21 protein-coding genes are annotated in these 26830 nt (G+C 70.5%); 11 read left to right on the top strand and 10 right to left on the bottom strand.

The genetic code is table 11. The features are described from left to right. Nucleotides 1–28 precede the first annotated feature (28 nt). The 5 genes from SSP08S_RS10715 to SSP08S_RS10695 form a co-directional block, all read right to left on the bottom strand. A complete protein-coding gene (locus SSP08S_RS10715; protein WP_019067586.1) occupies nt 29–790 on the bottom strand; it encodes an amino acid ABC transporter ATP-binding protein in 762 nt (253 codons plus the stop codon). Further along, entirely contained in the window at nt 787–1704 is a 918-nt protein-coding gene (locus SSP08S_RS10710; RefSeq protein ID WP_019067585.1) for an amino acid ABC transporter permease, read from the bottom strand. The genes SSP08S_RS10715 and SSP08S_RS10710 overlap by 4 nt, the downstream gene beginning before the upstream one ends. After that, entirely contained in the window at nt 1701–2585 is an 885-nt protein-coding gene (locus SSP08S_RS10705) for an ABC transporter substrate-binding protein (protein ID WP_019067584.1), read from the bottom strand. Before SSP08S_RS10705 ends, SSP08S_RS10710 begins: the two co-directional genes overlap by 4 nt. A 306-nt stretch (nt 2586–2891) precedes the next feature. Then, a complete protein-coding gene (locus tag SSP08S_RS10700) occupies nt 2892–3548 on the bottom strand; it encodes an MBL fold metallo-hydrolase (protein WP_019067583.1) in 657 nt (218 codons plus the stop codon). A 10-nt stretch (nt 3549–3558) separates the two neighbouring features. Continuing rightward, nucleotides 3559–4245 (bottom strand): maleylpyruvate isomerase family mycothiol-dependent enzyme, encoded by a 687-nt coding sequence (locus SSP08S_RS10695; RefSeq protein WP_019067582.1) that lies wholly within the window; start codon nt 4243–4245, stop codon nt 3559–3561. A 225-nt stretch (nt 4246–4470) separates the two neighbouring features. On the opposite strand from SSP08S_RS10695, the gene uvrA reads away from it, so the two are divergent. Beyond that, nucleotides 4471–7452, top strand: coding sequence for an excinuclease ABC subunit UvrA (gene uvrA / locus SSP08S_RS10690; protein ID WP_019067581.1), 2982 nt, complete (start codon nt 4471–4473; stop codon nt 7450–7452). A 74-nt stretch (nt 7453–7526) separates the two neighbouring features. Here the strand turns inward: uvrA and SSP08S_RS10685 are convergent, their stop codons facing one another. Together SSP08S_RS10685 and SSP08S_RS10680 are read right to left on the bottom strand one after the other, a co-directional pair. Then, nucleotides 7527–8438, bottom strand: coding sequence for a carbohydrate kinase family protein (locus SSP08S_RS10685; protein WP_019067580.1), 912 nt, complete (start codon nt 8436–8438; stop codon nt 7527–7529). Beyond that, nucleotides 8435–9520 (bottom strand): LacI family DNA-binding transcriptional regulator, encoded by a 1086-nt coding sequence (locus tag SSP08S_RS10680; RefSeq protein ID WP_019067579.1) that lies wholly within the window; start codon nt 9518–9520, stop codon nt 8435–8437. Before SSP08S_RS10680 ends, SSP08S_RS10685 begins: the two co-directional genes overlap by 4 nt. Before the next feature lie 202 nt (nt 9521–9722). Between SSP08S_RS10680 and SSP08S_RS10675 the strand changes: the two genes are divergently transcribed. Continuing rightward, the gene (locus tag SSP08S_RS10675) at nt 9723–10145 is read left to right on the top strand and encodes a Rieske (2Fe-2S) protein (RefSeq protein WP_019067578.1); all 423 of its coding nucleotides are present in this window, start codon (nt 9723–9725) and stop codon (nt 10143–10145) included. A 27-nt stretch (nt 10146–10172) separates the two neighbouring features. On the opposite strand, the gene SSP08S_RS10670 is transcribed toward SSP08S_RS10675, so the two are convergent. Then, nucleotides 10173–11117 (bottom strand): hypothetical protein, encoded by a 945-nt coding sequence (locus SSP08S_RS10670; protein ID WP_019067577.1) that lies wholly within the window; start codon nt 11115–11117, stop codon nt 10173–10175. A 213-nt stretch (nt 11118–11330) separates the two neighbouring features. Continuing rightward, entirely contained in the window at nt 11331–11702 is a 372-nt protein-coding gene (locus SSP08S_RS10665; protein ID WP_026178371.1) for a response regulator, read from the bottom strand. A 172-nt stretch (nt 11703–11874) separates the two neighbouring features. On the opposite strand from SSP08S_RS10665, the gene SSP08S_RS10660 reads away from it, so the two are divergent. Beyond that, entirely contained in the window at nt 11875–13266 is a 1392-nt protein-coding gene (locus SSP08S_RS10660) for an ABC transporter substrate-binding protein (protein WP_019067575.1), read from the top strand. A 170-nt stretch (nt 13267–13436) separates the two neighbouring features. After that, on the top strand, nt 13437–16148 hold the full coding sequence (locus SSP08S_RS10655; protein WP_019067574.1) for a nitrate- and nitrite sensing domain-containing protein: 2712 nt from the start codon (nt 13437–13439) through the stop codon (nt 16146–16148). A gap of 105 nt (nt 16149–16253) precedes the next feature. On the opposite strand, the gene SSP08S_RS62500 is transcribed toward SSP08S_RS10655, so the two are convergent. Further along, the gene (locus tag SSP08S_RS62500) at nt 16254–16406 is read right to left on the bottom strand and encodes a hypothetical protein (protein ID WP_019067573.1); all 153 of its coding nucleotides are present in this window, start codon (nt 16404–16406) and stop codon (nt 16254–16256) included. Between the two features lie 207 nt (nt 16407–16613). Between SSP08S_RS62500 and SSP08S_RS10645 the strand changes: the two genes are divergently transcribed. From SSP08S_RS10645 to gap, 7 genes are all read left to right on the top strand, one after another. Continuing rightward, nucleotides 16614–17285, top strand: coding sequence for a response regulator transcription factor (locus tag SSP08S_RS10645; protein ID WP_019067572.1), 672 nt, complete (start codon nt 16614–16616; stop codon nt 17283–17285). A 75-nt stretch (nt 17286–17360) separates the two neighbouring features. After that, nucleotides 17361–19412: an excinuclease ABC subunit UvrC gene (gene uvrC, locus SSP08S_RS10640; RefSeq protein ID WP_019067571.1), complete on the top strand. Its 2052-nt coding sequence runs from the start codon at nt 17361–17363 to the stop codon at nt 19410–19412. Then, on the top strand, nt 19409–20416 hold the full coding sequence (gene rapZ / locus SSP08S_RS10635; RefSeq protein WP_019067570.1) for an RNase adapter RapZ: 1008 nt from the start codon (nt 19409–19411) through the stop codon (nt 20414–20416). Before uvrC ends, rapZ begins: the two co-directional genes overlap by 4 nt. After that, nucleotides 20413–21480 (top strand): gluconeogenesis factor YvcK family protein, encoded by a 1068-nt coding sequence (locus SSP08S_RS10630; RefSeq protein ID WP_026178369.1) that lies wholly within the window; start codon nt 20413–20415, stop codon nt 21478–21480. The genes rapZ and SSP08S_RS10630 overlap by 4 nt, the downstream gene beginning before the upstream one ends. Then, nucleotides 21471–22460, top strand: a complete 990-nt coding sequence (whiA, locus tag SSP08S_RS10625) for a DNA-binding protein WhiA (RefSeq protein WP_019067568.1) — start codon at nt 21471–21473, stop codon at nt 22458–22460. The genes SSP08S_RS10630 and whiA overlap by 10 nt, the downstream gene beginning before the upstream one ends. Before the next feature lie 163 nt (nt 22461–22623). Beyond that, nucleotides 22624–25581 (top strand): M14 family metallopeptidase, encoded by a 2958-nt coding sequence (locus SSP08S_RS10620; protein WP_026178368.1) that lies wholly within the window; start codon nt 22624–22626, stop codon nt 25579–25581. Between the two features lie 189 nt (nt 25582–25770). After that, nucleotides 25771–26781 (top strand): type I glyceraldehyde-3-phosphate dehydrogenase, encoded by a 1011-nt coding sequence (gap, locus tag SSP08S_RS10615; protein ID WP_019067566.1) that lies wholly within the window; start codon nt 25771–25773, stop codon nt 26779–26781. Nucleotides 26782–26830 lie beyond the last annotated feature (49 nt).

The raw sequence follows: 26830 nt of genomic DNA, 5'->3' as shown, positions 1-26830 counted from the left end.
GTCACAGAGGCCCCGTCACAGCGGCCGGTCACAGCCGGCCCGCCTCCACGATCCGTCGCAGGAAGCGCTGGGTGCGCTCCTGCTGCGGGTCGCCGAAGATCTGCTGGGCGGTGCCGCGCTCCAGGACGACGCCTCCGTCCAGGAAGCAGACCTGGTCGGCGACGTCCCGGGCGAAGCCCATCTCGTGCGTGGCCAGCACCATGGTCATGCCCTCGTCCTTCAAGTCCCGGACGACGGCGAGCACTTCACCGACCAGCTCGGGGTCGAGCGCGGCGGTGATCTCGTCGAAGAGCAGCAGCCGGGGCCGTACGGCCAGGGCGCGCACGATCGCGACCCGCTGCTGCTGGCCGCCGCTCAGCCGGTCCGGGTAGGCGCCCGCCTTGTCCCCGAGCCCGAGCCGCTCCAGCAGCTCACGCGCGTGCGCCTCGGCCTCCGCGCGGGAGCTGCCGTGCACCCGGCGCGGGGCGAGGGTGATGTTCTCCAGGACCGTCATGTGCGGGAACAGGTTGTACGCCTGGAAAACCACGCCGATACGGCGCCGTATCGCGTCCTGGTCGACGCGCGGGTCGGTGATCTCCTCGCCGTCCAGCCAGATCGCGCCGTCGTCGATGTCCTCCAGGAGGTTCGCGCACCGCAGCAGCGTCGACTTGCCGGAGCCGGACGCGCCGATCAGCGCGGTCACGGTGTGCTGAGGGACCTCCAGGTCGACGTCCCGCAGGACGACGGACGTGCCGAAGGTCTTGCGGACGGACTCCATGCGCAGCACAGGAGCGGTGTCGTCGGTGCTCATGTCGTGCCTCCCTGGGCGCGCTGCCGGTCCATCCGCGCGGTCACCCAGTCCGTGAAGCGGGTCATCGGGATGGTCAGCGCCACGAAGACCAGCCCCGCGACGATGTACGGCGTGTAGTTGAGGGCGCGCTGCGCGATGATGTCGGACGCCCGTACGGCGTCGATCGCGCCGCCGATCGACACGAGCCCGGTGTCCTTCTGGAGGGACACCAGATCGTTCAACAAGGGCGGCACTTGCCGGCGTACGGCCTGGGGGAGCACCACGTGCCGCAGCGCCTGCCGGTTGGTCAGGCCCAGGGCGCGGGCCGCCGCGCGCTGCGAGGGGTGGATGGACTCGATGCCGGCGCGGAACACCTCGGCCACGTACGCCGAGTACGTCAGCGTCAGCGCCGTACCGCCCAGCCACACGGGGTCGACGGTCACGCCCTGGAGCCGCAGCGCGGGCACTCCGAAGACCACGATCATCAGGTTGATGATGAGCGGCAGCCCGCGGAAGAAGTCCGTGTACGCCGCCGCCAGCACCCGCAGCGGGAAGAACACCGGCCCGCGCAGGGTGCGCGCGATGGCGATCAGCATCCCCAGGACGAGCACCAGGACACCGCAGATCAGCAGCAGCCGGATGTTCAGCCACAGGCCTTCGAGAACCTTGGGGAACGCCTCGCGCGCGTAGTGCCCGTCGAAGAACGTCTCCTTGGTGCGCTCCCAGCCCGGCGCGCTGACCACGACCACGTACAGGACGACGGCGGTGACCAGGGTCGACACCGCGGCGATCGCGGTCGCGCGACGGGCACGCGCGCGTTTGTGCCGCTCGCGCTCCAGGCGGCGCTCGGAGGGGACGTACGTGTCGCCCCCGCCGGGCATGTCGCCCTTGTCGTCCGCGCCCTCCCGGCCCGGCTCGTCCTTCACCACGGTCACTTGAGGACCGGGGCGTCGACGGCGTCGGACAGCCACTGCTTCTCCAGCGCCGCCAGGGTGCCGTCCTTGCGGAGCGCGTCCACGGCCGACGTCACGCAGGAGGTGAGGTCGCTGCCCTTGTCGAGGACGAGCCCGAACTGCTCGGGCGTGCCGCCCTGGTTCTCGAACTGGCCGACGATCTTGGCGTTGGTGACCTCGGCCGAGGTGATGTAGAAGGCGGTCGGCAGGTCGACGACGATGGCGTCTACCTGGCCGTTCTTGAGCGCGGAGACGGCCTGGTCGTTCTTGGAGAACGCGGCCTCCTGCTGCGTCGGCTTCACCACGTCGCTGATGTAGTTCAGGCTCGTGGTGCCGACCTGGGCGCCCAGCTTGAGGCCCTTCAGGCCGGCGATGGTCGTCGCCTTGGCGGCCTTGCTGCTCTTGAGCGCGATGACGGCCTGGCGGACGTCGTAGTAGCCGGACGAGAAGTCGACGGCCTTCTTGCGCTCGGCGCTGATCGACACCTGGTTGATGTCGAAGTCGAAGGTCTTCACACCGGGCGCGAAGGCCTTGTTGAAGGGGACGCTCTGCCAGACGACGGCGCTCTTGTCGTAGCCGAGCTGCTTCGCCACGGCGTAGGCGACCGCCGACTCGAAGCCCTTGCCGTTGGCGGGCTTGTCGTCCTCGAACCAGGGCTCGTACGCCGGTTCGTCCGTCGCGATCGTCAGCTTGCCGGAGGTCTGGGTGGCCAGCTTGCCCTTGGCGCAGGTGGTCCCGGCGGACGTGGAGGCCTTGTCGGAGGCCTTGTCGTCCGGTTGCGGAGCACAGCCGACAGCGGTGGCGAAGAGGGCTATGGTGACGGCGGCTATCGCGCGACGCGGTGCGCGAGGGGCAAGGTGCATGGCGGGAGAGTGACAGCCAAACGTCCTGTTTGTCGAGGTCACAGCCCTCAATGTCCGCATATTGGGAACGGGTGTTGCGTTTTCGTGAACAACCCCTGTGCGATCCCGCCCGCGACGCGCTTGCCGGGGCCGCCGGTCGAGGGCGGGGATCGATGGACCGGCGGCCCATCCGCACAGGAGCCGTCATCCTGAGCGGGGCTGCTTCCAGTTGACCGCGCAACCATGTGTGCCGGGAGCGCGCGTACGACACCGGCGCGTGCGAAGGATTCACACGGGGCGCGCGGGAACCGCTTCACGCCCGGGAGTTCACCACCCGCGCGCGTGCCACTCCGGCAGATGCGGGCGCTCGGCGCCCAGGGTCGTGTCGTTGCCGTGCCCCGGGTAGACCCAGGTCTCGTCCGGGAGCGTGCCGAAGATCTTCGTCTCGACGTCGTGGATCAGACTGGCGAACGCCTCGGGGTCCTTACGGGTGTTGCCCACACCGCCCGGGAACAGACAGTCCCCGGTGAACACATGGGGATGCCCGTGCGGGTCGTCGTAGACGAGCGCGATCGAGCCCGGGGTGTGGCCCACGAGGTGACGCGCGGTCAGCTCGACCTGCCCCACCCGGATCGTGTCGCCGTCGTCGACCAGGACGTCGGTCGGCACCGGGATGCCGTCGGCGTCCTCGCGGCCCGCGTACGTACGCGCGCGCGTGGCCGTCACGACCTCGGCGAGCGCCTGCCAGTGGTCGCCGTGCTGGTGGGTGGTGACGACGGACGCGATGCCGTCGTCACCGATCGTGCCGAGCAGGGTCTCCGCGTCGTTGGCCGCGTCGATCAGCAACTGCTCGTCCGTGGCCCGGCAGCGCAGCAGATAGGCGTTGTTGTTCATGGGCCCGACCGCGATCTTGGTGATCATCAGGTCCGTGAGCTCATGCACGTCCGCCGGACCGCCGACCGTCACCTCTCCGCTGTACGTCATGGCGGTCACCCTATAGCGGGGGAAGCGCCGGCAAAGAGCCGCCGTCGACCGTCAGACCGGACCCGTCACGGCGTCCGCAGAGCCAGCCGAGCAGCTCCGCCGGGCTGCCGGTGACGGTGACTTCGGGCTTCTCGGCGGCCCGGCCCGTGCTCCACGCGCGCGTGGAGTCCGAAAGGTGTGTCGACGGCACGTCGGGGTGCCCGGTGAACCGCTCGGCGAGGAAGTCGATCTCCCGCCGGGTGAACTCCTCGGGCAGGTCCTCCAGCTCGTACCCGATCCCCATGTCCACGTGGTGCAGCTCGACCTCGACCCACCGCCGGAACGGCACGCGCGACGCGGTGTCGACGACCCCGTTGCGCAGCTCCACGGTGCGCGACCAGTCCGCCGGAGCGGCACCCGCCTCCTGGAAGCGGGCCCCGCTCTCGCGCACGTCGGCGAGCTGGACGTCGAGGGAGCGCGGGGCGTCGCGCTCGATGTCGGCGTCACGGACGCCCGCCGTGGCGTACATGGGGCGCCCCTGGAGGACGTTCACGAGGGCGTCCGCGTTGCGGGCGATGTGGGCGAGGACGTGATTGCGGCTCCAGCCGGGGAGCCGTGACGGCTCGGCGGCCGAGGCGTTGTCCAGTGCGGCGGCTGCGGTGAGGAGCCGTTCGGTCGCGTCATGTACAGAGGCCAGGTCATGAGCGTGATCAATCATGCTGCTGACCCTAGTCCCGCCACACCTTTGGGTGAAGGTGGTGAAGCTGTGCCGTAAATCGAATGCACGTGCTATATCGTCGGGTGCGGCGTCGGGCATGCTGGAAGGCCGGAGGTTGTTATGCCTCGGCCGGGATTCCGACCGGCGTTGTCAGTGGCTCCCCCTAGTCTGAGAACGACGGGGGCCCCGCCCCTGTCACTTCTCTCAAGAAAGGTGCGGACCGGCGTGGCCGACCGTCTCATCGTCCGTGGCGCGCGCGAGCACAATCTGAAGAATGTCTCGCTCGACCTGCCACGCGACTCGCTCATCGTGTTCACGGGCCTGTCCGGGTCGGGCAAGTCCTCCCTGGCCTTCGACACGATCTTCGCCGAGGGCCAGCGGCGCTACGTGGAATCGCTCTCCTCGTACGCCCGCCAGTTCCTCGGCCAGATGGACAAGCCGGACGTCGACTTCATCGAAGGTCTCTCCCCGGCCGTCTCCATCGACCAGAAGTCGACCTCGCGCAACCCGCGCTCGACGGTCGGCACCATCACCGAGGTCTACGACTATCTGCGTCTGCTCTTCGCGCGCATCGGCAAGCCGCACTGCCCGGAGTGCGGCCGCCCGATCACGCGCCAGTCGCCGCAGGCGGTCGTCGACAAGGTCCTGGCGCTGCCCGAGGGCAGCCGCTTCCAGGTCCTGTCGCCGCTGGTGCGCGAGCGCAAGGGCGAGTTCGTCGACCTGTTCGCGGACCTCCAGACCAAGGGCTACAGCCGCGCGCGCGTGGACGGCGAGACCATCCAGCTCTCCGAACCGCCCGTCCTGAAGAAGCAGGAGAAGCACACCATCGAGGTGGTCATCGACCGCCTCACGGTGAAGGACTCCGCCAAGCGCCGCCTCACCGACTCCGTGGAGACCGCCCTCGGCCTCTCAGGCGGCATGGTCGTGCTCGACTTCGTCGACCTCCCCGAGGACGACCCCGAGCGCGAGCGCATGTACTCGGAGCACCTGTACTGCCCGTACGACGACCTGTCCTTCGAGGAGCTGGAGCCCCGCTCCTTCTCCTTCAACTCGCCCTTCGGTGCCTGCCCCGAGTGCTCCGGCATCGGCACGCGCATGGAGGTCGACGCCGAGCTGATCGTCCCGGACGAGGACAAGTCCCTGGACGAGGGCGCCATCCACCCCTGGTCGCACGGCCACACCAAGGACTACTTCGGCCGCCTCATCGGCGCCCTCGCGGACGCCCTGGGCTTCCGCACCGACATCCCCTTCGCGGGCCTCCCGCAGCGCGCCAAGAAGGCCCTGCTCTACGGCCACAAGACCCAGATCGAGGTGCGGTACCGCAACCGCTACGGCCGCGAGCGGGTCTACACGACGCCCTTCGAAGGCGCCGTCCCCTTCGTGAAGCGCCGGCACGGTGAGGCGGAGAGCGACGCCAGCAGGGAGCGCTTCGAGGGCTATATGCGCGAGGTGCCGTGTCCCACCTGTCAGGGCACGCGCCTGAAGCCCGTCGTCCTCGCGGTCACGATCATGGACAAGTCGATCGCCGAGATCTCCGGCATGTCCATCAGCGACTGCGCGGAGTTCCTGGGCGGGATGAAGCTCGACGCCCGCGACAAGAAGATCGCCGAGCGCGTGCTGAAGGAGTGCAACGAGAGGCTGCGCTTCCTGGTCGACGTAGGCCTCGACTACCTCTCGCTGAACCGCGCGGCCGGCACCCTCTCCGGCGGCGAGGCCCAGCGCATCCGCCTGGCCACCCAGATCGGCTCCGGACTCGTCGGCGTCCTCTACGTCCTCGACGAGCCGTCCATCGGCCTGCACCAGCGGGACAACCACCGGCTGATCGAGACCCTGGTCCGGCTCCGCGACATGGGCAACACACTCATCGTCGTCGAGCACGACGAGGACACCATCAAGGTCGCCGACTGGATCGTCGACATCGGCCCCGGCGCGGGCGAGCACGGCGGCAAGGTCGTGCACAGCGGCTCCCTGAAGGAACTGCTCGCCAACGACGAGTCGATGACCGGGCAGTACCTGTCCGGCAAGAAGGCCATCCCGCTGCCCGAGATCCGGCGCCCGCTCGACCCCTCCCGCCGGCTCACGGTGCACGGCGCCCGCGAGAACAACCTCCAGGACATCGACGTCTCGTTCCCCCTGGGCGTGTTCACCGCGGTCACCGGAGTCTCCGGCTCCGGCAAGTCGACCCTGGTCAACGACATCCTGTACACGCACCTGGCCCGCGAGCTGAACGGCGCGAGGAACGTACCGGGGCGGCACACGCGTGTGGACGGCGACGACCTCGTCGACAAGGTCGTGCACGTCGACCAGTCGCCCATCGGCCGCACCCCCCGCTCCAACCCGGCGACGTACACCGGTGTCTTCGACCACGTCCGCAAGCTGTTCGCGGAGACCACCGAGGCGAAGGTGCGGGGCTATCTGCCCGGCCGCTTCTCCTTCAACGTCAAGGGCGGCCGCTGCGAGAACTGCGCGGGCGACGGCACCATCAAGATCGAGATGAACTTCCTGCCGGACGTCTACGTCCCGTGCGAGGTCTGCCACGGCGCCCGCTACAACCGGGAGACGCTGGACGTCCACTACAAGGGCAAGTCCATCGCCGACGTCCTGAACATGCCGATCGAGGAGGCCACGGAGTTCTTCGAGGCGGTCCCCGGGATCGCCCGCCACCTCAACACCCTCAAGGACGTCGGCCTCGGCTACGTCCGGCTCGGCCAGTCCGCGACCACCCTGTCCGGCGGTGAGGCCCAGCGCGTCAAGCTCGCCAGCGAGCTCCAGCGCCGCTCCACCGGCCGCACGGTCTACGTCCTGGACGAGCCCACCACCGGCCTGCACTTCGAGGACATCAGCAAGCTCCTCACGGTGCTCGGCGGCCTGGTCGACAAGGGCAACACGGTCATCGTCATCGAGCACAACCTCGACGTGATCAAGGTGGCCGACTGGGTCGTCGACATGGGCCCCGAGGGCGGCGCGGGCGGCGGACTCGTCATCGCCGAGGGCACCCCGGAACAGGTCGCCGCGGTGGGGGCCAGCCACACCGGCAAGTTCCTGCGCGAGATCCTCGACGCCGACCGGATCAGCGACGGAGCCCCCGTGAAGGCCCCGCGCAAGGTGGCCGCCAAGAAGACCGCGGCGGTCGCGGCGAAGAAGGCCGCCGCTCCCGCCAAGAAGGCCGCGCCCGCGAAGAAGACGACGCGGGCCCGCAAGGCCTGACCATCGCGGAGCGGCTACACGGATGCGGCGCCCCACGGGAACTCCCGTAGGGCGCCGCACTCGCTCAACACCCGCTACAGATCGCCCAGTTCGGAGGCGTACGGCGGTTCCGCCCCCGCCCGCGAACACGTGATCGCCGCCGCCCGCGCCGCGTACCGCAGCAACCGGGTCCAGCCGTCGCGACCCAGGCCCGTCAGCCCCTCCGGGGACAGCGCGTCCCGGGCGGACAGACCGTGCAGCAGCGCCGCGTTGACCGTGTCGCCGGCCCCGATCGTGTCCACGACGTCGACCTTCTCGCCCGGCACCGGATACACCTTGCCGTCCCGGGTGAACGCGGTGAGACCGTCGCCGCCCTGGGTGATCACGACGGCCGAGGGACCGGCGTCCAGCCATTCGACGGGAGTGCCCCCGAGCCACAGCGCGTCCTCCTCGGAGAGCTTCAGCAGCGACACGTGCGGCAGCCAGCTCTTGAAGCGCGCCCGGTAGGCATCGGCGTCGGGGATCAGACCGGCCCGGATGTTCGGGTCGAGCGCGGTGAACACGCCCTGTGCGGCGGCGGTCCGCATCAGCTCCTCGTAGGCGCTCGCGCCCGGCTCCAGGACGAGCGAACAGGTGCCGAAGGACACCGCCTCGGTCTCGGCCGGCAGCGCGTAGGGCATCGCGAAGAGCCGGTCGGCGGTGCCGTCGACGTAGAAGGAGTAGGTGGCCGAGCCGTTCGCGTCGAGTGTGGCCGCCGCGAGCGTGGTCGGCTCCGGGCCGCGCTGTACGTCCAGGACGTCCACGTCGGCCTGTCGCAGCCCGGCGAGCAGGGCCTCGCCGAAGGCGTCCTGGGAGACGCGCGAGCAGAAGGCGGTGGCGGAGCCGAGGCGGCCCAGGGCGACGGCGGTGTTGTAGGGGCCGCCGCCGAGCGCCGGCTTGAGGACCGCGAGGGCGCCCGGGCCCTGCGGTACCAGATCGATCAGGGCCTCACCGGCGACGACGATCACGAGACGTTTCCCTTCGTGGACTTCTCGGGCTGGTCGGGGCAGCCGCACGACGTGCGGTGGACGAACGAGCAGGGGAGCCGCAGCACACGGGCGGGCCGGTCCGGCGCGGCCAGCCGGTCCAGCAGCAGCCGTACGGCCCCGGCGCCGATTTCCTTGCTGGGCTGGGCGATCGCGGTGAGCCGGGGCTCGAACAGGTCCGCCCAGGCGAAGTCGTCGAAGCAGCACAGCGCGAGGTCGCCGGGCACGGACAGACCGCGTTCGCGCAGGGCGCGCAGGGCGCCGATGGTCATCGCGTTGTTGGCGGTGATCAGGGCCGTGGGCGGGGCGGTGAGGGACAGCAGGGCCGCGGTGGCCCGCTCGGCGGCGGCCGACTCGGAGTCGCCGTACGCCAACAGCCGCTCGTCGTAAGGGAGTCCGGCGGCGGCGAGGCCGTGCCGGTATCCGGCGATCCGCTCGCCGGTGGTGCTGAGCCCGGGAAGGCCCGCGACGAGGCCGATCCGGCGGTGGCCGAGTCCGGCGAGATGGGTGACCAGCTGCGCCGTCGGTTCGATGTTCTCGGCGCACACCTGGTCGAAGGCGCCCGCTCGACCGGAGGCGCTCGCCTGGTCGGAGGGGGACGCGTCGTCCGGGGGCGCCTTGACCACCCGGTCCAGGAACACCGTCGGTACGGAGTGCCGCCCCAGGTAGGCGACGAGGGCGTCGGGGTCCGCCGACGGTGCGACGATCATGCCGTCCACCCGGCGCTCGTGCAGGAGCTGAGCGACCTTGAGCTCGTGCTCCGGGTCGTCGTGCGGGTCGGTGATGAGCAGGCTGTAGCCGTGCTCCAGGGCGCCGGCCTCGACGCCCTGGAGGATCTCCGTGAAGTACGGGTTGCTGATCGCCGACACCGCGAGGCCGATGGAGCGGGTGCGGGACGTCACCAGGGAGCGGGCGAGGGTGTTGGGGATGTAGCCCAGCTCCTCGATCGCGCTCAGCACGGCCTGCCGGGTGCCGGGCAGCACCGGGCGGGTGTCGTTCAGGACGTGCGAGACGGTCGCGACGGACACACCGGCGCTGCGTGCGACGTCGGCCATGGTGGCCATGACGGGTCCCTCCCCGAGTCCCTGGATTGCGGCGGGCCTTCCGGCCGGGAACGTATCTCATCCGGCGCCTCGCGTAAACGCTTGCGCAAACGTTTACGTACGGTGAGCGCTCATGGGGTGAACCCGACTCAAAGCGGGCGGAACTCCACCGGTATCGTCAGCGTGCACGACCTCTGAACAGCCCGAACAGCTGGAGACCCGCATGCCCGGCCGCCCCGTCCCGAGCCGTCGTACCGTCCTGCGCGGAGCGGTCCTCACGCCCGTCGCCGGGCTCGGGCTCACCGCCTGCTCGGGCGGCGGCTCGGCGACCTCCGCGACGCCGACCGCGCCCGTGGACCTCGGCGCGGAGAGCGAGATCGCCAAGGGGAGCGCCAAGCTCTACCGGGACAGCAATGTCGTCGTCAGCCGGGCCGCGGACGGCACCCTCAAGGCGTACAGCACGATCTGCACGCACGCGCAGTGCCCCATCAACAAGCTGGACGGCACGACTCTCATCTGCCCGTGCCACGGCAGCCAGTTCGACGCCACCACGGGCAAGGTGCTCCAGTCCCCGGCCACCGAGCCGCTGACGGAGCTCAAGGTGACGGCCGAGAACGGCAGGATCGTCGCGGGGCCGGGCGCCTGACCCCTGGGGCGTCCGGGCCGCCGCGGCTCACTCCCAGTCCCAGCCGATCCCCACGATCCCCGACCGCATCCGCGGCTCCACGAGGTGCACCGAGTGGTGTCCGGTCAGCCGCAGCTCCTGACGGCCGCTGCGCGGGGCCGCCGCCGAGTGCTGGGTGAAGCGGTGGCAGCGCGCCGGCAGCGTGTTCTCGTCGAAGCTCACCTGGAGCGCGTACTGGCCGCCCGCGGAACCGAAGTCGCGGACGTACTCGCGGGAGACGCCGGCGGTGCCGTCCTCGACGCCGTAGCGGAAGAGGAACGTATCTCCCGAGCGCAACCGGGTGCCGAAGAGGAGCTCGGCGACCAGCATGCCGGTGTCGTGGTGGCGGCGGACGCGGCCCGTGCGGCAGTTCTCCAGGGCGTGCACCGTCATGTGCTCCGGGGTGCAGCCCGGGTCGCCGTAGTGGACGGCGATGAAGCGGTCGATGCCGTCCCGGTGGGCGCGGACGATGTGGTGCGACTCGCGGCTCGCCAGCTCGCGGCGCGGGCCGACGCGCACCCGCTCGTGGTGGCCGAAGGTGTGCAGCCCGCTGTCGGGCGTGGACTCCAGTTCGGCCAGGAGCTGCTCCAGGACGCCCGAGGCCTCGACGAAGGAGCGGTAGGAGCGGGCCGCGGGGCGGGCGGCGACCGAGCGTTCCTCGGCCTCGGCGAGCAGCCGGATCAGGGACTCCTCGGGGAGCTGGAGGATCTCCTCCAGGGCCCGTACGGCGCGCAGCGACTCGGGGCGCTGCGGGCGGCGGGCGCCCTGCTGCCAGTAGCTCAGGCTGGTGACGCCGACCTTGACCCCGTAGCGCGTCAGATGGTGCTGGACGCGCTGCAGCGGCAGTCCGCGGGCGGCGATGGCGGCGCGCAGCGCGACGTGGAAGGGGCCGCCGCGCAGGGCCGAGTCGAGTTCCGCGGTGGCGGCGTCCGCCTGCTGTGTGGCGTGCGGCATGCAGGGGCCCTTTCTGTGAATGTTCACAACGGCTGGTCAGGCCGTTCGCGCGGGTTGCTTCGGGGCCCCCGTCGGCATCGGAGAAGGGTCTTCACATCCGTACGCCGTCGTTCACGCCCCGAGTTCCCCCGCATTGAAGCGTGTTGACCAAGTCCCGACAACACCTGTCGCCCAACAGTCCGGTGTGACCTGGCCGAGTCGTGGTGGGTGGGTTCAGGGCGGTGCGGTCGGTCCGCCGTCGCTCAGGACGTCCCTGATCGCCCGCGCGGACAGGGACGACTTGTGCAGGAATCCGCGCGCGGGGCTGGCGGCGATCAGTTCCTGGAAGTCCTCCCGGGAGTGGGTCGAGATGAGGATCACGGCCGGTACGTCGCCCACCAGGCGGCGCGCGACGTCGAAGCCGTTCTCGCCGTCGAGGTCGAGATCGACCAGGACGACGTCAGGGGCCGTCTCCCGGGCCCGGGAGACGGCGTCCGCGCCCGTCGAGGCAATACCGACGACCTCGACTCCGCCGCGTTCCAGCAGGGCGCGAGCCGCCTCCAGGAACCGGGCGCTGTCATCGACGAGGAGACAGCGCAGCGACATGTCCACAGCTTGCCAACGAGCGGTCCCTCGCGCCTTCCGGCTAGCCGGAAAGTGCTGAAGTCCCGTGCCATGAAAGGAGGTTCTCGTGCACACAGGGCGATGGCGACACGACGGGCGGTAGCATGTCGCCACCCTGGGGAGGCCGAGTCGGCCGGTCGAGTGGGGGTGTGCCATGAGCGGTACGAGCGCCACGCGCGCGTGGCCCGCGGTTCGCCGGGTACGGGGCACCCTGGTCCCCTGGGTGCTGTGCGCGGCCCTGCTGCTGGCCGCGTGCGACGGCGGCGGGAGCGACGCCAAGGGGGTGAGCGCGTCCCCGAAGGACACCACCTGCGACGGGAAGATCAACGGCACGGCGCACATCACCGTGTGGTTCCACGCGGGCCCGAGCGGCGAGTTCACCACGCTGCAGAGCCAGGTGAAGGAGTTCAACCAGCGGCAGAAGAAGGTGCGGGTCTCGCTGGTCACCCTCCCGGAGAACCGCGTCTACAACGACCTGGTGCTGTCCGCCGCCGCCAGCGGGGACCTGCCCGACCTCCTCGACTTCGACGGGCCCAACCTCTACAGCTACGCATGGTCGGGCAAGCTCCGGCCGATCGACTCCTGCGTGCCCGCCAGCGTCCGTGCCGACCTGCTGCCGACGATCCGTCAACAGGGCACCTACGCGGGCAGGTTGTGGGGCATCGGCACCTTCGACTCGGGCATGGGCCTGTATGTGCGCAAGTCCGTCATGAAGAAGGCCGGAATACGGATCCCCACCGGCCCCAAGGACGCCTGGACGGCCACCGAACTGACCGGCATCCTCCGCAAGTTGCGCACCCAGGGCTACAAGGCACCGCTCGACCTGCGGCTCGTCTACTCGCAGCCGGGCCAGGAGTGGAACACCTACGGCTTCGCACCCGCCGTGTGGTCGGCGGGCGGCGACCTCGTGGAGCCCGGCAACCACCGCACCGCCGAGGGCTATGTGAACGGCCCCGGTTCGGTCGAGGCGCTCACCACCATGCAGAACTGGGCCAGGGCCGGGCTCATCGACATGGTCAAGGACGACAAGGCGTTCGTCAGCGGCCGCAGCGCGATCTCCTGGTGCGGCCACTGGACCTATCCGGAATTCAACAAGGCCTTCCCCGGGGACGTCACGATCGTCCCGCTGCCCGATTTCGGCCAGGGCACCGTCACCGGCATGGGCTCCTTCCAGTGGGGCGTCCCGGCGGGCAACGCCGACGGGGACGCCGTCTGGCGCTTCCTGTCCTTCCTGCTCCAGCCCGCCCAGGTGCACCGGATGACCGTGGCCAACGGGGCGATCCCGGCCACCGAGAGCGCGATCAAGCTCTCGTCGCAGTACGCACCGGGCGGCCCCGAGCATCTGTTCATCGAACAGCTCCGGGACGGCGTGGCCCGGCCCCGGCCGCAGACGCCGGCCTATCCGGCGATCAGCGACGCCTTCTCCCGGGCCTTCGCGAAGATCATCTTCGATCGGGCTCCGGTCCGGGCCACCCTGGACGAGGCCGCCAAGAAGATCGACAAGGACCTCGCGGCGCACGACGGGTATCCGACGAACACCTCGTGAAAACGGGCGGCACGCGTGCGTGCCCGCCCCGAGCGCCACGCGTGCGTGCCCGGCTCGGCGGTACTCGTCCTAGCCAAGACCCTGACGATCATGGCTGGTTCGGGGCAGGCTGAGCATGTGACCGACCACCATCCGCACTCCCCACCCACCGGCCGCTGCTGAAGCCCGCCATGCGCCGCCCCCGGCCCACCGCCAACCTCCGCATCCCCTTCCTCGCCCGGCTGCGCGTCGGGCGCAAGCTGATGCTCCTGGTGCTGCTCCCGGTGACCGGCATGATGGCGTTCACCGCGTTCGGCGCCGTCTCGCAGTGGCACGACGCCCAGACCCTGCGGGACTTCAGGACGGCGACCGAGCTGTCGTTCCGGACCACCGCGCTGACCGACGCGCTCGCCAGGGAACGCATCGCCGCCGTGAAGGCCCGGCTGCGTCCGGGATCCGCGACCCTGAAGGAACGCGCCGGGGCACAGCACGCGACCGACGGAGCCCTGCGCGCGGCCCTCCTCGACGCCGCCGACCGGACCGGACCGCTCGACGTGCCGGGCCGGCTCGACGCCCGCAGCCGCCAACTCCGCGCCCTGCGGCTGCAGACCGGGACCGGCTCCCTCACCGCGCCCCAACTCGCCGACCAGTACGACACGATCGAGCACGACCTCCTGGAGCTGGCCGCCACCCTGGAGTCCGGCCGCCCGACCCGCACCTCGGGCCAGGCCGCCGACGCCCACGTCGCGCTCCTGAACGCCATCGAGGCCGCCGAACGCGAACGCACCGAGCTGGCCGTCCTGTTCGCCGCCCCCGACGCCCCGCACCCCATCGCCACGGACCGCTGGTCCGCCCTGGAGAAGGCGCTCCTGGACGACTTCGGCCGGACCGCGCCCGCCGGCCTCAGGGGCAGGCTGTACGTCGTCCTCCTCCAGCACCCAGGTCTCGTCGTCCGCAAGACCCGCGAGATCCTCGCCGACCCGCACACCCAGCGGAACGCCTGGCCCACGTACGACAGTTGGCTGACCGCCTCCACCCGGCGCATCGAGGCGCTGCGCGTCGTCCAGCACCGGGCCGCCGCCGAACTGGGCCGTGACGCCACGCGCGACCTGGACACCGCACGCGCGCGTGAGACCCGCGACCTCGGCGTGTCGCTGGCCGTCCTGGCCGCCGTCACCGTCCTCGCACTGGCCCTGCGGCTGTCGATCACCCGCCCGCTCGGCGAGGTCTCCGCCGGCGCCCGGGCACTCTCCGGGGGCGATCTGTCGTACGACATCCGGTACGCCGGCCGGGACGAACTCGGCGCCGTCGCCGACACGTTCCGCGAACTGAGGGTCACCACCGGACGGCTCGCCGCCGAGATCAACGCCATGAGCGTGGCGATCGACGACAACCGACTCGGCCACCGCGCGGACGTCGCCGCCTTCGAAGGGGCGTGGGCGCGGCTCCTGGGCGGCATGAACGGCACCATGGCATCCTTCGCCGCCGCCCACGGGCGACGCGACAAGGCCGAGCAGGAACTGGCGAGCATCTTCCACCTCTCCCTCGACCTGTTGTGCATCGCGGGACTCGACGGCTACTTCAAGCGCGTGAACCCCGCCTTCGAGCGGACCCTCGGCCACTCCGCCGAGGCGCTGCTCGGCAGACCCTGGCTGGAGTTCGTGCACCCGGAGGACCAGGCACGCACGCGTGCCGCCCTCGACCGGCTGGCGAAGGGTGTCGAACTGGGCGAGTTCGAGAACCGCTTCCTCCGGGACGACGGCACCGAACGCTGGCTCCAGTGGAGCGCCCACCCGGTCACCGCGGAGGGACTGATCTACGCCGCCGCGCGCGATGTCACCGAGAGCCGCCGTGCCGCCCGTGAACAGGCCGCGCTGCGCCGGGTCGCCACCCTCGTCGCGCGCGGGGTGCCGCCGCACGAGGTGTTCTCCGAAGTCGCCGACCAGGTGGGCAAGGTCCTGAGCAGCGGCTCGGCCGCCGTCCTGCGCTACGGCGCCGACGGAACGGCCACCGTCCTCGGAGCCGCCCACGGGCCCACCGCCGAGACCGACCCGGCCGCGACGGAGGCCGCGGAGGAGGTGGCCCGCACCGCACGCCCCGCGCGCGTGGGCCGCTCGGTGGGCGCCCCCATCGTCGTGGACGACCGGCTGTGGGGTGCCGTCGTCGCGACCGCCGCCGGACCCGAACCGCTGCCCCCGGGCACCGAGTCCCGGCTCGCCGACTTCACCGAACTCGTCGCCACCGCCCTCGCCAACGCCGACAGCCGCGACCAGCTCACGGCGTCACGCGCGCGCGTGGTGGCCGCCGGGGACGCCTCCAGGCGCCGTATCGAACGCGATCTGCACGACGGCGTCCAGCAGCGGATCGTCTCGCTCCAACTCGACCTCAGAACGGCCCAGTCGATGCTGGACGAACAGCCGGAGGAACTCGCCGAGCAACTGGAACACATCGCCAAGGGCCTCGACGACGCCTTCACCGACCTGCTTCAGGTCGCGCGTGGCATCCACCCCGCGATCCTCTCCAAGGGCGGCCTGGGCCCCGCCCTGCGCGCGCTCGCCCGCCGTTCGGCCGTCCCGGTGGAACTCGACCTGCGGCTGCCTCCGGGCCGTCTCCCGGAACAGACGGAGGTCGCCGTCTACTACGTGACCTCCGAGTCCTTCACCAACGCCGCCAAGCACGCGCGCGCGAGCTTCGTGCGGGTGACCGCGCGGGCCGGGGACGACGTCCTGGAGGTGACGATCGCCGACGACGGAGCGGGCGGCGCCGATCTCGGACACGGCTCCGGGCTCATCGGACTCGTCGACCGGGTGGAGGCGATCGGCGGCAAGCTGCGCGTCGACAGCCCACCGGGGGAGGGCACGACACTCACCGTGCGGCTGCCGCTGCCCGCAACGGAGCTGTGACCGCCCGAGGCGTACGCGGTGGGGTCCAGGCCGGGGGAGCGTGGACTCGGTGACGTCGCGTACGCGTCGGGCGGTCTTCTCGGACGGAGAGGCGACCGTCCGGCTTCAGGGGTGCCGCGCGGGGTCGGCGCGCAGCTGCTCGGCACGCACCACGTCCGGGTCCCGGGGGTCCAGGAAGTCCTTCGGGGACCGGGTGTCGTCCTCGTACCGGTGGACACGGACCGACCGCCGTCGTCTCTCCGCCCGTGTCCGCCGCATCTCCCGCAGCCCTTCCGACCCGCGGCCCGAAACCCCTCACCCGGGGCGACCGGTCCGCTCGCGTCCGCACTGCTTCGAGAATCGTCCGGACCCGGCCCCCTGTCGTCACGGTCACCCCCCAATTCCCTTACCCACTAGCCGTACCCGACCGGGTCCGGCAGGCTGTGCCTGGCGCACGGCACCGGTCGGGCAAGGGGAGCCGAGACGATGGACGCATCGCAGCAGACCGCGCGGGGAAGGGTCGTTCTCGCGGATGACGACGTCCTGCTCAGAGAGGGCCTGGCGAGCCTGTGCGAACGCCTGGGCTACCAGGTGGCGGGCCAGGCCGGTGACGCGGAACGGCTCCTGGAACTGGTGGACACCGAGCGGCCCGACCTCGCGATCGTCGACATCAGGATGCCCCCGGACCACTCCACCGAGGGCCTCAAGGCGGCCCGTAAGATCCGGGAGCGCCACCCCGGCACCGGCATCCTCGTCCTCTCGGCGTACGTCGAGGTCGAGGAGGCCCTGGAGCTGCTGGCCGGCGGGCACCGGATCGGGTATCTCCTCAAGAGCCGGGTGACGGTCGTCGACGACTTCATCGAGGCCCTCGACCGCATCCACAAGGGCGGCTCGGTCGTCGACCCCTCCCTGGTGCACGAGCTGTTCTCGGCGCAGCGCCGCGACGACCCGCTGTCCGTCCTCAGCACCCGCGAGCGCGAGGTCCTGGCACTGATGGCGGAGGGCCGCTCCAACGCCGGCATCGGCCGCAGGCTGTGGGTCACCGAGGGCACCGTCGAGAAGCACGTCCGCAGCATCCTGGGCAAACTCCGCCTTCCGGAGGCCGCCGACGACCACCGCCGGGTCCTGGCGGTTCTCACCTTTCTGGAGTCGCGGTAGGAGTTCCGCCGGGGCGTGCCCGGCGTTGTCCACAGCCCCGCCGCGCTGTCACTCCGCGCCAGTAGGGTGTGAAACATGGCCGATCCCTCCAGCTACCGCCCCAGGCCGGGAGAGATCCCGGACTCGCCCGGGGTCTACAAGTTCCGCGACGAGCACCGCCGGGTGATCTACGTCGGAAAGGCGAAGAGCCTGCGCCAGCGCCTGGCGAACTACTTCCAGGACCTGGCCGGACTCCACCCGCGCACGCGCACGATGGTCACCACGGCCGCGTCGGTGGAGTGGACGGTCGTGTCCACGGAGGTCGAGGCACTTCAGCTGGAGTACTCCTGGATCAAGGAGTTCGACCCCCGGTTCAACGTCAAGTACCGCGACGACAAGAGCTACCCGTACCTCGCGGTGACGATGAACGAGGAGTACCCGCGCGTACAGGTGATGCGCGGTCACAAGAAGAAGGGCGTCCGCTACTTCGGGCCGTACGGACACGCGTGGGCGATCCGCGACACCGTGGACCTGCTGCTGCGCGTGTTCCCCGTCCGCACCTGCTCGGCGGGCGTCTTCAAGAACGCCGCCCGTACTGGCCGCCCCTGTCTGCTCGGCTACATCGGCAAGTGCTCCGCGCCCTGCGTCGGCCGCGTCTCCGAGGAGGAGCACCGCGAACTGGCCGAGGAGTTCAGCGACTTCATGGCCGGCCGCACCGGCACGTACATCCGCCGCCTGGAGCAGCGGATGACGGAGGCGGCCGAGGAGATGGAGTACGAGCGGGCGGCCCGCCTGCGCGACGACATCGAGGCCCTGCGCAAGGCCATGGAGAAGAGCGCGGTCGTCCTCGCCGACGCCACCGACGCCGACCTGATCGCGGTCGCCGAGGACGAGCTGGAGGCCGCCGTCCAGATCTTCCACGTCCGCGGCGGACGCGTCCGCGGTCAGCGCGGCTGGGTCACCGACAAGGTCGAGGACGTCACCACCGCGGCCCTGGTCGAGCACGCCCTCCAGCAGCTCTACGGCGAGGAGACCGGGGACTCCGTCCCCAAGGAGGTCCTCGTCCCGGCCCTGCCCGACCCGGTGGAGCCGGTCCAGCAGTGGCTGACGGACCGGCGCGGGTCGAACGTGTCGCTGCGCATCCCGCAGCGCGGCGACAAGAAGTCCCTCATGGAGACCGTCGCGCGCAACGCCCAGCAGTCGCTGATCCTCCACAAGACCAAGCGCGCCTCCGACCTCACCACCCGCTCGCGCGCCCTGGAGGAGATCTCCGAGGCCCTCGACCTGGACAGCGCCCCCCTCAGGATCGAGTGCTACGACATCTCGCACCTCCAGGGCGACGACGTGGTGGCGTCCATGGTCGTCTTCGAGGACGGGCTGTCGCGCAAGAGCGAGTACCGCCGCTTCCAGATCAAGGGCTTCGAGGGCCAGGACGACGTCCGCTCGATGCACGAGGTGATCACCCGCCGCTTCCGGCGCTATCTCGCCGAGAAGGAGAAGACGGGGGAGTGGGCGGACGGCGACGAGCTCACGGACCTGAAGGACGACGAGGGCCGTCCCAAGCGGTTCGCCTATCCGCCGCAGCTCGTGGTGGTCGACGGCGGCCAGCCGCAGGTCGCCGCCGCCAAGAAGGCCCTCGACGAGCTCGGCATCGACGACATCGCCGTGTGCGGTCTCGCCAAGCGCCTGGAGGAGGTCTGGCTGCCCGACGAGGACGACCCGGTGGTGCTGCCCCGCACCAGCGAGGGCCTCTACCTCCTCCAGCGCGTCCGCGACGAGGCCCACCGCTTCGCGATCACCTACCAGCGCGCCAAGCGCGCCAAGCGCTTCCGGGCGAGCCCCCTGGACGACGTGCCCGGACTCGGCGAGACCCGCAAGCAGGCGCTGATCAAGCACTTCGGTTCGGTGAAGAAGCTGCGATCCGCGACAATCGATCAGATCTGCGAGGTTCCGGGCATAGGTCGCAAGACCGCCGAGACCATCGCGGTGGCCCTCGCCCAGGCGGCCCCGGCCGCACCCGCCGTGAACACGGCGACTGGAGAGATCATGGATGACATGGAAGACGGGACACCCGCGACGACGGCGGGTGCACCGGGGGAGCCCGTACCCGCGGGCGCCCCGGACGAGCGACGGGGGCAGGAGACATGACGGAACAAGAGAAGCAGCCCACAGCGGACCGAGATCGGACGCACAAGGAAACGGGCGACGATCAGGCTTCGCAGCAGGCGGTCCAGGACGACGGAGCACAGGTGAGCACGGACAGCACGACAGCCGGCGGGGTGCCCGAGGCGGCCATCCCCGAGCTGGTGATCATCTCCGGCATGTCCGGGGCCGGGCGGTCCACGGCCGCCAAGTGTCTGGAGGACCTCGGCTGGTTCGTCGTCGACAACCTCCCGCCCGCCCTGATCCCCACCATGGTGGAGCTCGGCGCCCGCTCCCAGGGCAACGTGGCACGGATCGCGGTCGTCGTCGACGTACGCGGCAGGCGCTTCTTCGACAACCTCCGCGAGTCCCTCGCCGACCTGGAGTCGAAGAACGTCACCCGGCGGATCGTCTTCCTGGAGTCCTCCGACGACGCCCTGGTGCGCCGCTTCGAGTCCGTGCGCCGCCCGCACCCCCTCCAGGGCGACGGCCGCATCGTCGACGGCATCGACGCCGAGCGCGAGCTGCTGCGCGAACTGCGCGGCGACGCCGACCTCGTCATCGACACCTCCAGCCTCAACGTCCACGAACTGCGCGCCAAGATGGACGCCCAGTTCGCCGGCGAGGAGGAGCCCGAACTGCGGGCCACCGTCATGTCCTTCGGCTTCAAGTACGGCCTCCCCGTGGACGCCGACCTGGTCGCCGACATGCGCTTCCTGCCCAACCCGCACTGGATTCCGGAGCTGCGCCCCTTCAACGGCCTCAACGAAGAGGTCTCGGCGTACGTCTTCAACCAGCCCGGCGCCAAGGAGTTCCTCGACCGGTACGCCGAGCTGCTGCGCCTCATCGCGGCCGGCTACCGCCGCGAGGGCAAGCGGTACGTGACGATCGCGATCGGCTGCACCGGCGGCAAGCACCGCTCGGTCGCCACGGCGGAGAAGCTCGCCGCGCGGCTCGTGGCCGAGGGCGTCGAGACGGTGGTCGTACACCGGGACATGGGACGGGAATGACGGGACGTAGCCCACGGCTCGGCCGGCTGCGCCGAGTGGTGCCCGAGGGACGTACGACCAGGCCCGTGGAGGCCCGCGGCGGCAAGCCGCGCCGACGGGGCACCCAGCCCAAGGTGGTCGCCCTCGGCGGCGGTATGGGGCTGTCCGCCTCGCTCACCGCACTGCGCCGGATCACCGGCGACCTCACCGCCGTCGTCACCGTGGCCGACGACGGCGGCTCCAGCGGCCGCCTGCGCGACGAACTGGGCGTGCTGCCCCCGGGCGACCTGCGCAAGGCCCTGGCCGCGCTGTGCGGCGACGACGACTGGGGCCAGACCTGGGCCCGCGTCATCCAGCACCGCTTCCAGTCCAAGGGCGACCTGCACGAGCACGCGGTCGGCAATCTGCTGATCGTCGCCCTGTGGGAGCAGCTCGGGGACCATGTGCAGGCCCTCGACCTGGTCGGCAAGCTGCTCGGCGCGCACGGGCGCGTGCTGCCCATGTCCGCCGTACCGCTGGAGCTCCAGGCCCTGGTCAAGGGGCACGATCCGGCGCGGCCCGACGACGTCGACACCGTGCGGGGCCAGGCGACCGTGGCGCTGACGCCCGGCGAGGTGCAGTCCGTGCACCTCGTGCCGCACGACCCGCCGGCCGTGCCCGAGGCGGTCGCCGCCGTGCTCGACGCGGACTGGGTGGTGCTCGGTCCCGGCTCCTGGTTCTCGTCGGTGATCCCGCACCTGCTGGTGCCGGAACTGCTCGACGCGCTCACCGAGACGAAGGCGCGCCGGGTACTCTCCCTGAACCTCGCTCCGCAGCCCGGAGAAACCGATGGCTTCTCCCCGCAGCGTCATTTGGAGGTTTTGGGACGACACGCCCCTAAACTCGCCCTGGACGTGGTGCTGGCCGACGAGGCCGCCGTGCCCGACCGAGCGTCGCTCACCGAAGCCGCCAAGCGGCTGGACGCCGCGGTCGAGCTGGCGCCGGTGGCTCGGACCGACGGAACTCCAAGGCACGACCCGGAGCTGTTGGCCGCCGCGTACGACCGTATTTTTCGGATGCATGGAAGGATCGGCCCATGGCGATGACGGCAGCGGTGAAGGATGAGATCTCCCGGCTCCCCGTCACCCGGACCTGCTGCAGGAAGGCGGAGGTCTCCGCCATTCTGCGGTTCGCCGGAGGCCTCCACCTGGTGAGCGGGCGCATCGTGATCGAGGCGGAGCTGGACACCGCGATGGCGGCGCGCCGGCTCAAGCGGGACATCCTGGAGATCTTCGGCCACAGTTCCGAACTGATCGTGATGGCGCCCGGCGGACTGCGCCGCGGCTCCCGTTACGTCGTCCGGGTGGTCGCGGGCGGCGATCAGCTGGCGAGGCAGACGGGCCTCGTGGACGGCCGCGGACGCCCCATCCGGGGTCTGCCGCCACAGGTGGTCTCCGGGGCGACCTGTGACGCCGAGGCGGCCTGGCGCGGCGCGTTCCTGGCGCACGGCTCGCTGACCGAGCCCGGCCGGTCCTCCTCCCTGGAGGTGACCTGCCCGGGTCCGGAGGCCGCGCTCGCGCTGGTCGGCGCCGCCCGCCGGCTGTCGATCGCGGCGAAGGCCCGTGAGGTGCGCGGGGTCGACCGGGTGGTCGTCCGTGACGGCGACGCGATCGGCGCGCTGCTCACCCGGCTCGGCGCGCACGAGTCGGTGCTGGCCTGGGAGGAGCGCCGGATGCGCCGCGAGGTGCGCGCCACGGCGAACCGTCTCGCCAACTTCGACGACGCCAACCTGCGCCGCTCGGCCCGCGCGGCCGTCGCCGCCGGCGCCCGGGTGCAGCGCGCGCTGGAGATCCTCGCCGACGAGGTCCCCGAGCACCTCGCGGCGGCCGGCCGGCTCCGCATGGACCACAAGCAGGCCTCCCTGGAGGAGCTGGGCGCGCTCGCCGACCCGCCGCTGACCAAGGACGCGGTGGCCGGCCGTATCCGCCGCCTGCTGGCGATGGCCGACAAGCGGGCCCAGGACCTCGGCATCCCGGGCACGGAGTCCAGCATCACCGAGGAGATGGCCGACAACATGGTCGGCTGACACCCCCTGTCGCCTGACGATCTCTCAACACGCCGGTGCGGATGTCCCCTTGGGATATCCTCACCGGCGTTTGTCTGTCCTTGTGTCGCCCTTGACTCGATCATGAAGTGTCATGAGCCTGGCAACTGTTCGCTGCTGTGGCGAACAATCGCAAGGGGGGTTCATGAGACACAGAGCGAGATCGATCCTCGCTGTCGGCGCGCTCCTGATGGCCGGGGCGAGCATCGCGCCCATCGCCCAGGCGCAGGGCGGGAGCTCCGCGAAGGCCGACCCCGACGAGGTCAAGGTCTTCCACGCCGACGTCACCCAGAAGCAGATACCCCTGCTCCTGAAGGCCGGACAGGACGCGCACGAACTCGGCGACAACCAGTTCTCGGCCGCCGGCAAGACCTCCGTCGAGGTCTACCTGACCGACCAGCAGGCCCAGAAGCTGGAGAAGCAGGGCGTCGACCTCACCGAGCACACCCTCTCGGCGAAGGCCGAGACCCGCGTCGAGAACGCGGCGCAGGGCGTGTTCCGGCCGTACAGCGGAAGCGGCGGTCTGAAAGAGGAGATCGTCAGGACGGGGCAGGCCAACCCCGGTCTCACCAAGGTCGAGTCCATCGGCAAGACGATCAACGGCCAGGACATCCTCGCGCTCAAACTGACCAAGAACGCGAAGAAGACCAAGGACGGCTCCAAGCCCTCGGTGCTGTACGTGTCCAACCAGCACGCGCGCGAGTGGATCACGCCGGAAATGACCCGCCGGCTGATGCACTACTACCTGGACAACTACAAGACCGACAAGCGCGTCAAGAAGATCGTCGACTCCACGGAACTGTGGTTCGTGCTCTCCGCCAACCCGGACGGCTACGACTACACCTTCAAGGACACCAACACCCGCCTGTGGCGCAAGAACCTGCGGGACGTCAACGGCGACGGCACCATCTCCACCGGCGACGGCGTCGACCTCAACCGCAACTTCGCCTACAAGTGGGGCTACGACGACGAGGGCTCGTCCCCGAACCCGACCAGTGAGACGTACCGCGGCACGGCCCCCGCCTCCGAGCCCGAGACGCAGGCGCTCGACAACTTCGAGAAGCGGATCGGCTTCACCTACGGCATCAACTACCACTCCGCCGCCGAACTCCTCCTCTACGGGGTCGGCTGGCAGGTCGCGACACCCACCCCGGACGACGTGCTCTACAAGGCGCTCGCGGGCACGCCCGACAACCCGGCGATCCCCGGCTACCACTCGCAGGTCTCCTCGGAGCTGTACACGACCAACGGCGAGGCGGACGGCCACGCGTCGAACGTCAACGGCATGTCGATGTTCACCCCGGAGATGTCGACCTGCCAGACCGCGTCGAACATCGACCCCAACGACGCCTGGAACGCGGCCGACTGCCAGTCCGTCTTCAACTTCCCCGACGACGAGAAGCTGATCCAGGACGAGTTCGCGAAGAACATCCCCTTCGCGCTCTCCGTCGCCGAGACGGCCGTCCACCCCGACCAGCCGAAGTCGTCCGTCGGCCTCAGCGCCGCCGACTTCACCCCGGCCACCTTCGCCACGTCGTACGCGCGCGGCGCCGACCAGACGGTCTCCGTCGTCGTACGGAAGTCCGTGCGCGACAAGGAGCTCAAGTACCGCGTCAACGGCGGCCGTACGCAGGACGTGGCGCTCAAGCCCTGGAAGGGCGGCCAGACCTACGGCGGGGACGACAACCTGTACTTCGACGAGTACCGGGCCAAGGTCAAGGACGGCGACCCGGGCGACAAGGTCGAGGTGTGGTTCACCGGCAGGACGAAGGCCGGGAAACCCACCTCCAGCGCCCACTTCACGTACACGGTGGCCAAGCTGCCCTCGGCCGACACCCTTGTCGTCGCCGAGGAGGGCGCCGCCGCCACCCAGGCGCAGGCCTACGTCGACGCGCTGAAGGCGAACGGCCGCAAGCCGCTCGTCTGGGACGTCGCCACCCAGGGCGCGCCCGACGCGCTCGCCGTGCTCGACCACTTCAAGACGGTCGTCCACTACTCCGGCGCGGCCGGACCGGGCAACGACACCCAGCTCCAGCTGCGCGCCTTCCTCAACGAGGGCGGCAAGCTGATCGAGGCCGGCGAACAGGCCGGCGGCTCCGTCGCCCTCGCCGACGGCACCCCCTCGAACGACTTCAGCCAGTACTACCTGGGCGCCTACTCCCGTACGTCCACCCCCGGGGCCACCGGCTTCACCGGCTCCAACAAGCTCGACGGATTCACCGGAGCGCTCAGCGGCGCGCCCGGCAACCCGCTGGACCGGGCGGGCACCTACAGCGTCACCTCCGACTCGCTGTCCCCCGCCAAGTACCCGCAGTTCGCGAGCGCGGGGGCGGGCAAGTTCGCCGGGACCGTCAACCCGTACGGGCCCTACGCGGGTTCGTACATGGCGGCGGCCGTCCACACCGACGACGCCTACAAGCGCCTCACCCGCACCATCGACCTCACCGGGGTGACCGCGGCCGACAAGCCCACGCTGCGCAGCGAGCTGCTGTGGGACACCGAGCCCGGCTACGACCACGCCGTCGTCGAGATCCACACCACCGGGGCCGACGACTGGACCACGCTCCCTGAGGTCGGCGGCGCCACCAGCACCGCCGTACCGACGGAGTGCGAGGCCGGATTCCTGGTCGCCGAGCACCCCTGGCTCAAGCACTACCTGACGGTCGCGAGCAGCGGCTGCACCGCGACCGGCACCACCGGCTCGTGGAACAGCCTCACCGGAGCGTCCAACGGCTGGCAGCAGGTCGGCTTCGACCTGAGCGCCTACGCGGGCAAGTCCGTGGAGGTCTCGCTCAGTTACATCACCGACCCGGGCACCGGCGGCCACGGCGTCCTCGCCGACGACACCTCGCTCGTCGTGGGCGGCACGGCCACCCAGATCGAGGGCTTCGAGACCTCCCTCGGCGCCTGGACCGTGACCGGCCCGCCCGCCGGCAGCCCCGCGGTCCTGAACGACTGGACCCGCACCGGAGCCCTCTTCCAGACCTACGGCGCGGTCACCACCGACCGGACCGTACTGCTGGGCTTCGGCCTGGAGCAGGTCACCTCGGCCACCGACCGCGCGGCCCTGCTCAAGAAGGCACTGGCGGCTCTGAAGAGCTGACTCGGTGTGACGATGTCATGAACATCCAGGGCGGTCCGTACCCCTACTGGCGGGTACGGACCGCCCTGCGGTGTATGGGGCAACTCGATGTCACCTCGGCGGGCTCAGGAGGGTAGGGTCGTAGGCGGTCGGGGACATCCCATACAACTCGCCGGCACTGAGCCGGCGTACCAACGAGGAGATCGGTTCGTGACGATCCGCGTAGGCATCAACGGCTTTGGCCGCATCGGTCGTAACTACTTCCGCGCGCTGCTGGAGCAGGGTGCTGACATCGAGATCGTGGCTGTCAACGACCTGGGTGACACCGCGACCACCGCTCACCTTCTGAAGTACGACACCATCCTGGGCCGCCTCAAGGCCGAGGTGTCGCACACCGCCGACACGATCACCGTCGACGGACACACCATCAAGGTGCTGTCCGAGCGCAACCCCTCGGACATTCCGTGGGGCGAGCTGGGCGTCGACATCGTCATCGAGTCGACCGGCATCTTCACGAAGAAGGCCGACGCCGAGAAGCACATCGCCGGCGGCGCCAAGAAGGTCCTCATCTCGGCTCCGGCCAAGGACGAGGACATCACCATCGTGATGGGCGTCAACCAGGACAAGTACGACGCGGCCCAGCACCACGTCATCTCGAACGCCTCCTGCACCACCAACTGCGTGGCGCCGATGGCCAAGGTTCTCGACGAGAACTTCGGCATCGTCAAGGGCCTGATGACGACGGTCCACGCGTACACCAACGACCAGCGCATCCTGGACTTCCCGCACAAGGACCTGCGCCGCGCCCGCGCCGCCGCCGAGAACATCATCCCGACGACGACCGGTGCCGCCAAGGCGACCGCCCTGGTCCTCCCGCAGCTCAAGGGCAAGCTCGACGGCATCGCGATGCGCGTCCCGGTCCCGACCGGCTCGGCCACCGACCTGGTCGTGGAACTGACCCGCCCGGTCACCAAGGACGAGGTCAACGCCGCGTTCAAGAAGGCCTCCGAGGACGGTCCCCTCAAGGGCCTCCTGGCGTACACCGAGGACGAGATCGTCTCCTCGGACATCGTCAGCGACCCGGCCTCCTGCACCTTCGACTCCTCCCTGACGATGGTCCAGGACGGCACCTCGGTGAAGATCCTCGGCTGGTACGACAACGAGTGGGGCTACTCCAACCGCCTCGTCGACCTCACGGTCTTCGTCGGCGGCCAGCTCTAGTTCCCAGAGCAGGCAACTCGATGTGAGCCAGGGCTCGGGCAGCGCACGC

Source organism: Streptomyces hokutonensis (assembly GCF_000376565.1).
GTDB lineage: Bacteria > Actinomycetota > Actinomycetes > Streptomycetales > Streptomycetaceae > Streptomyces > Streptomyces hokutonensis.
This window is presented reverse-complemented; position numbering and strand designations above follow the sequence as displayed.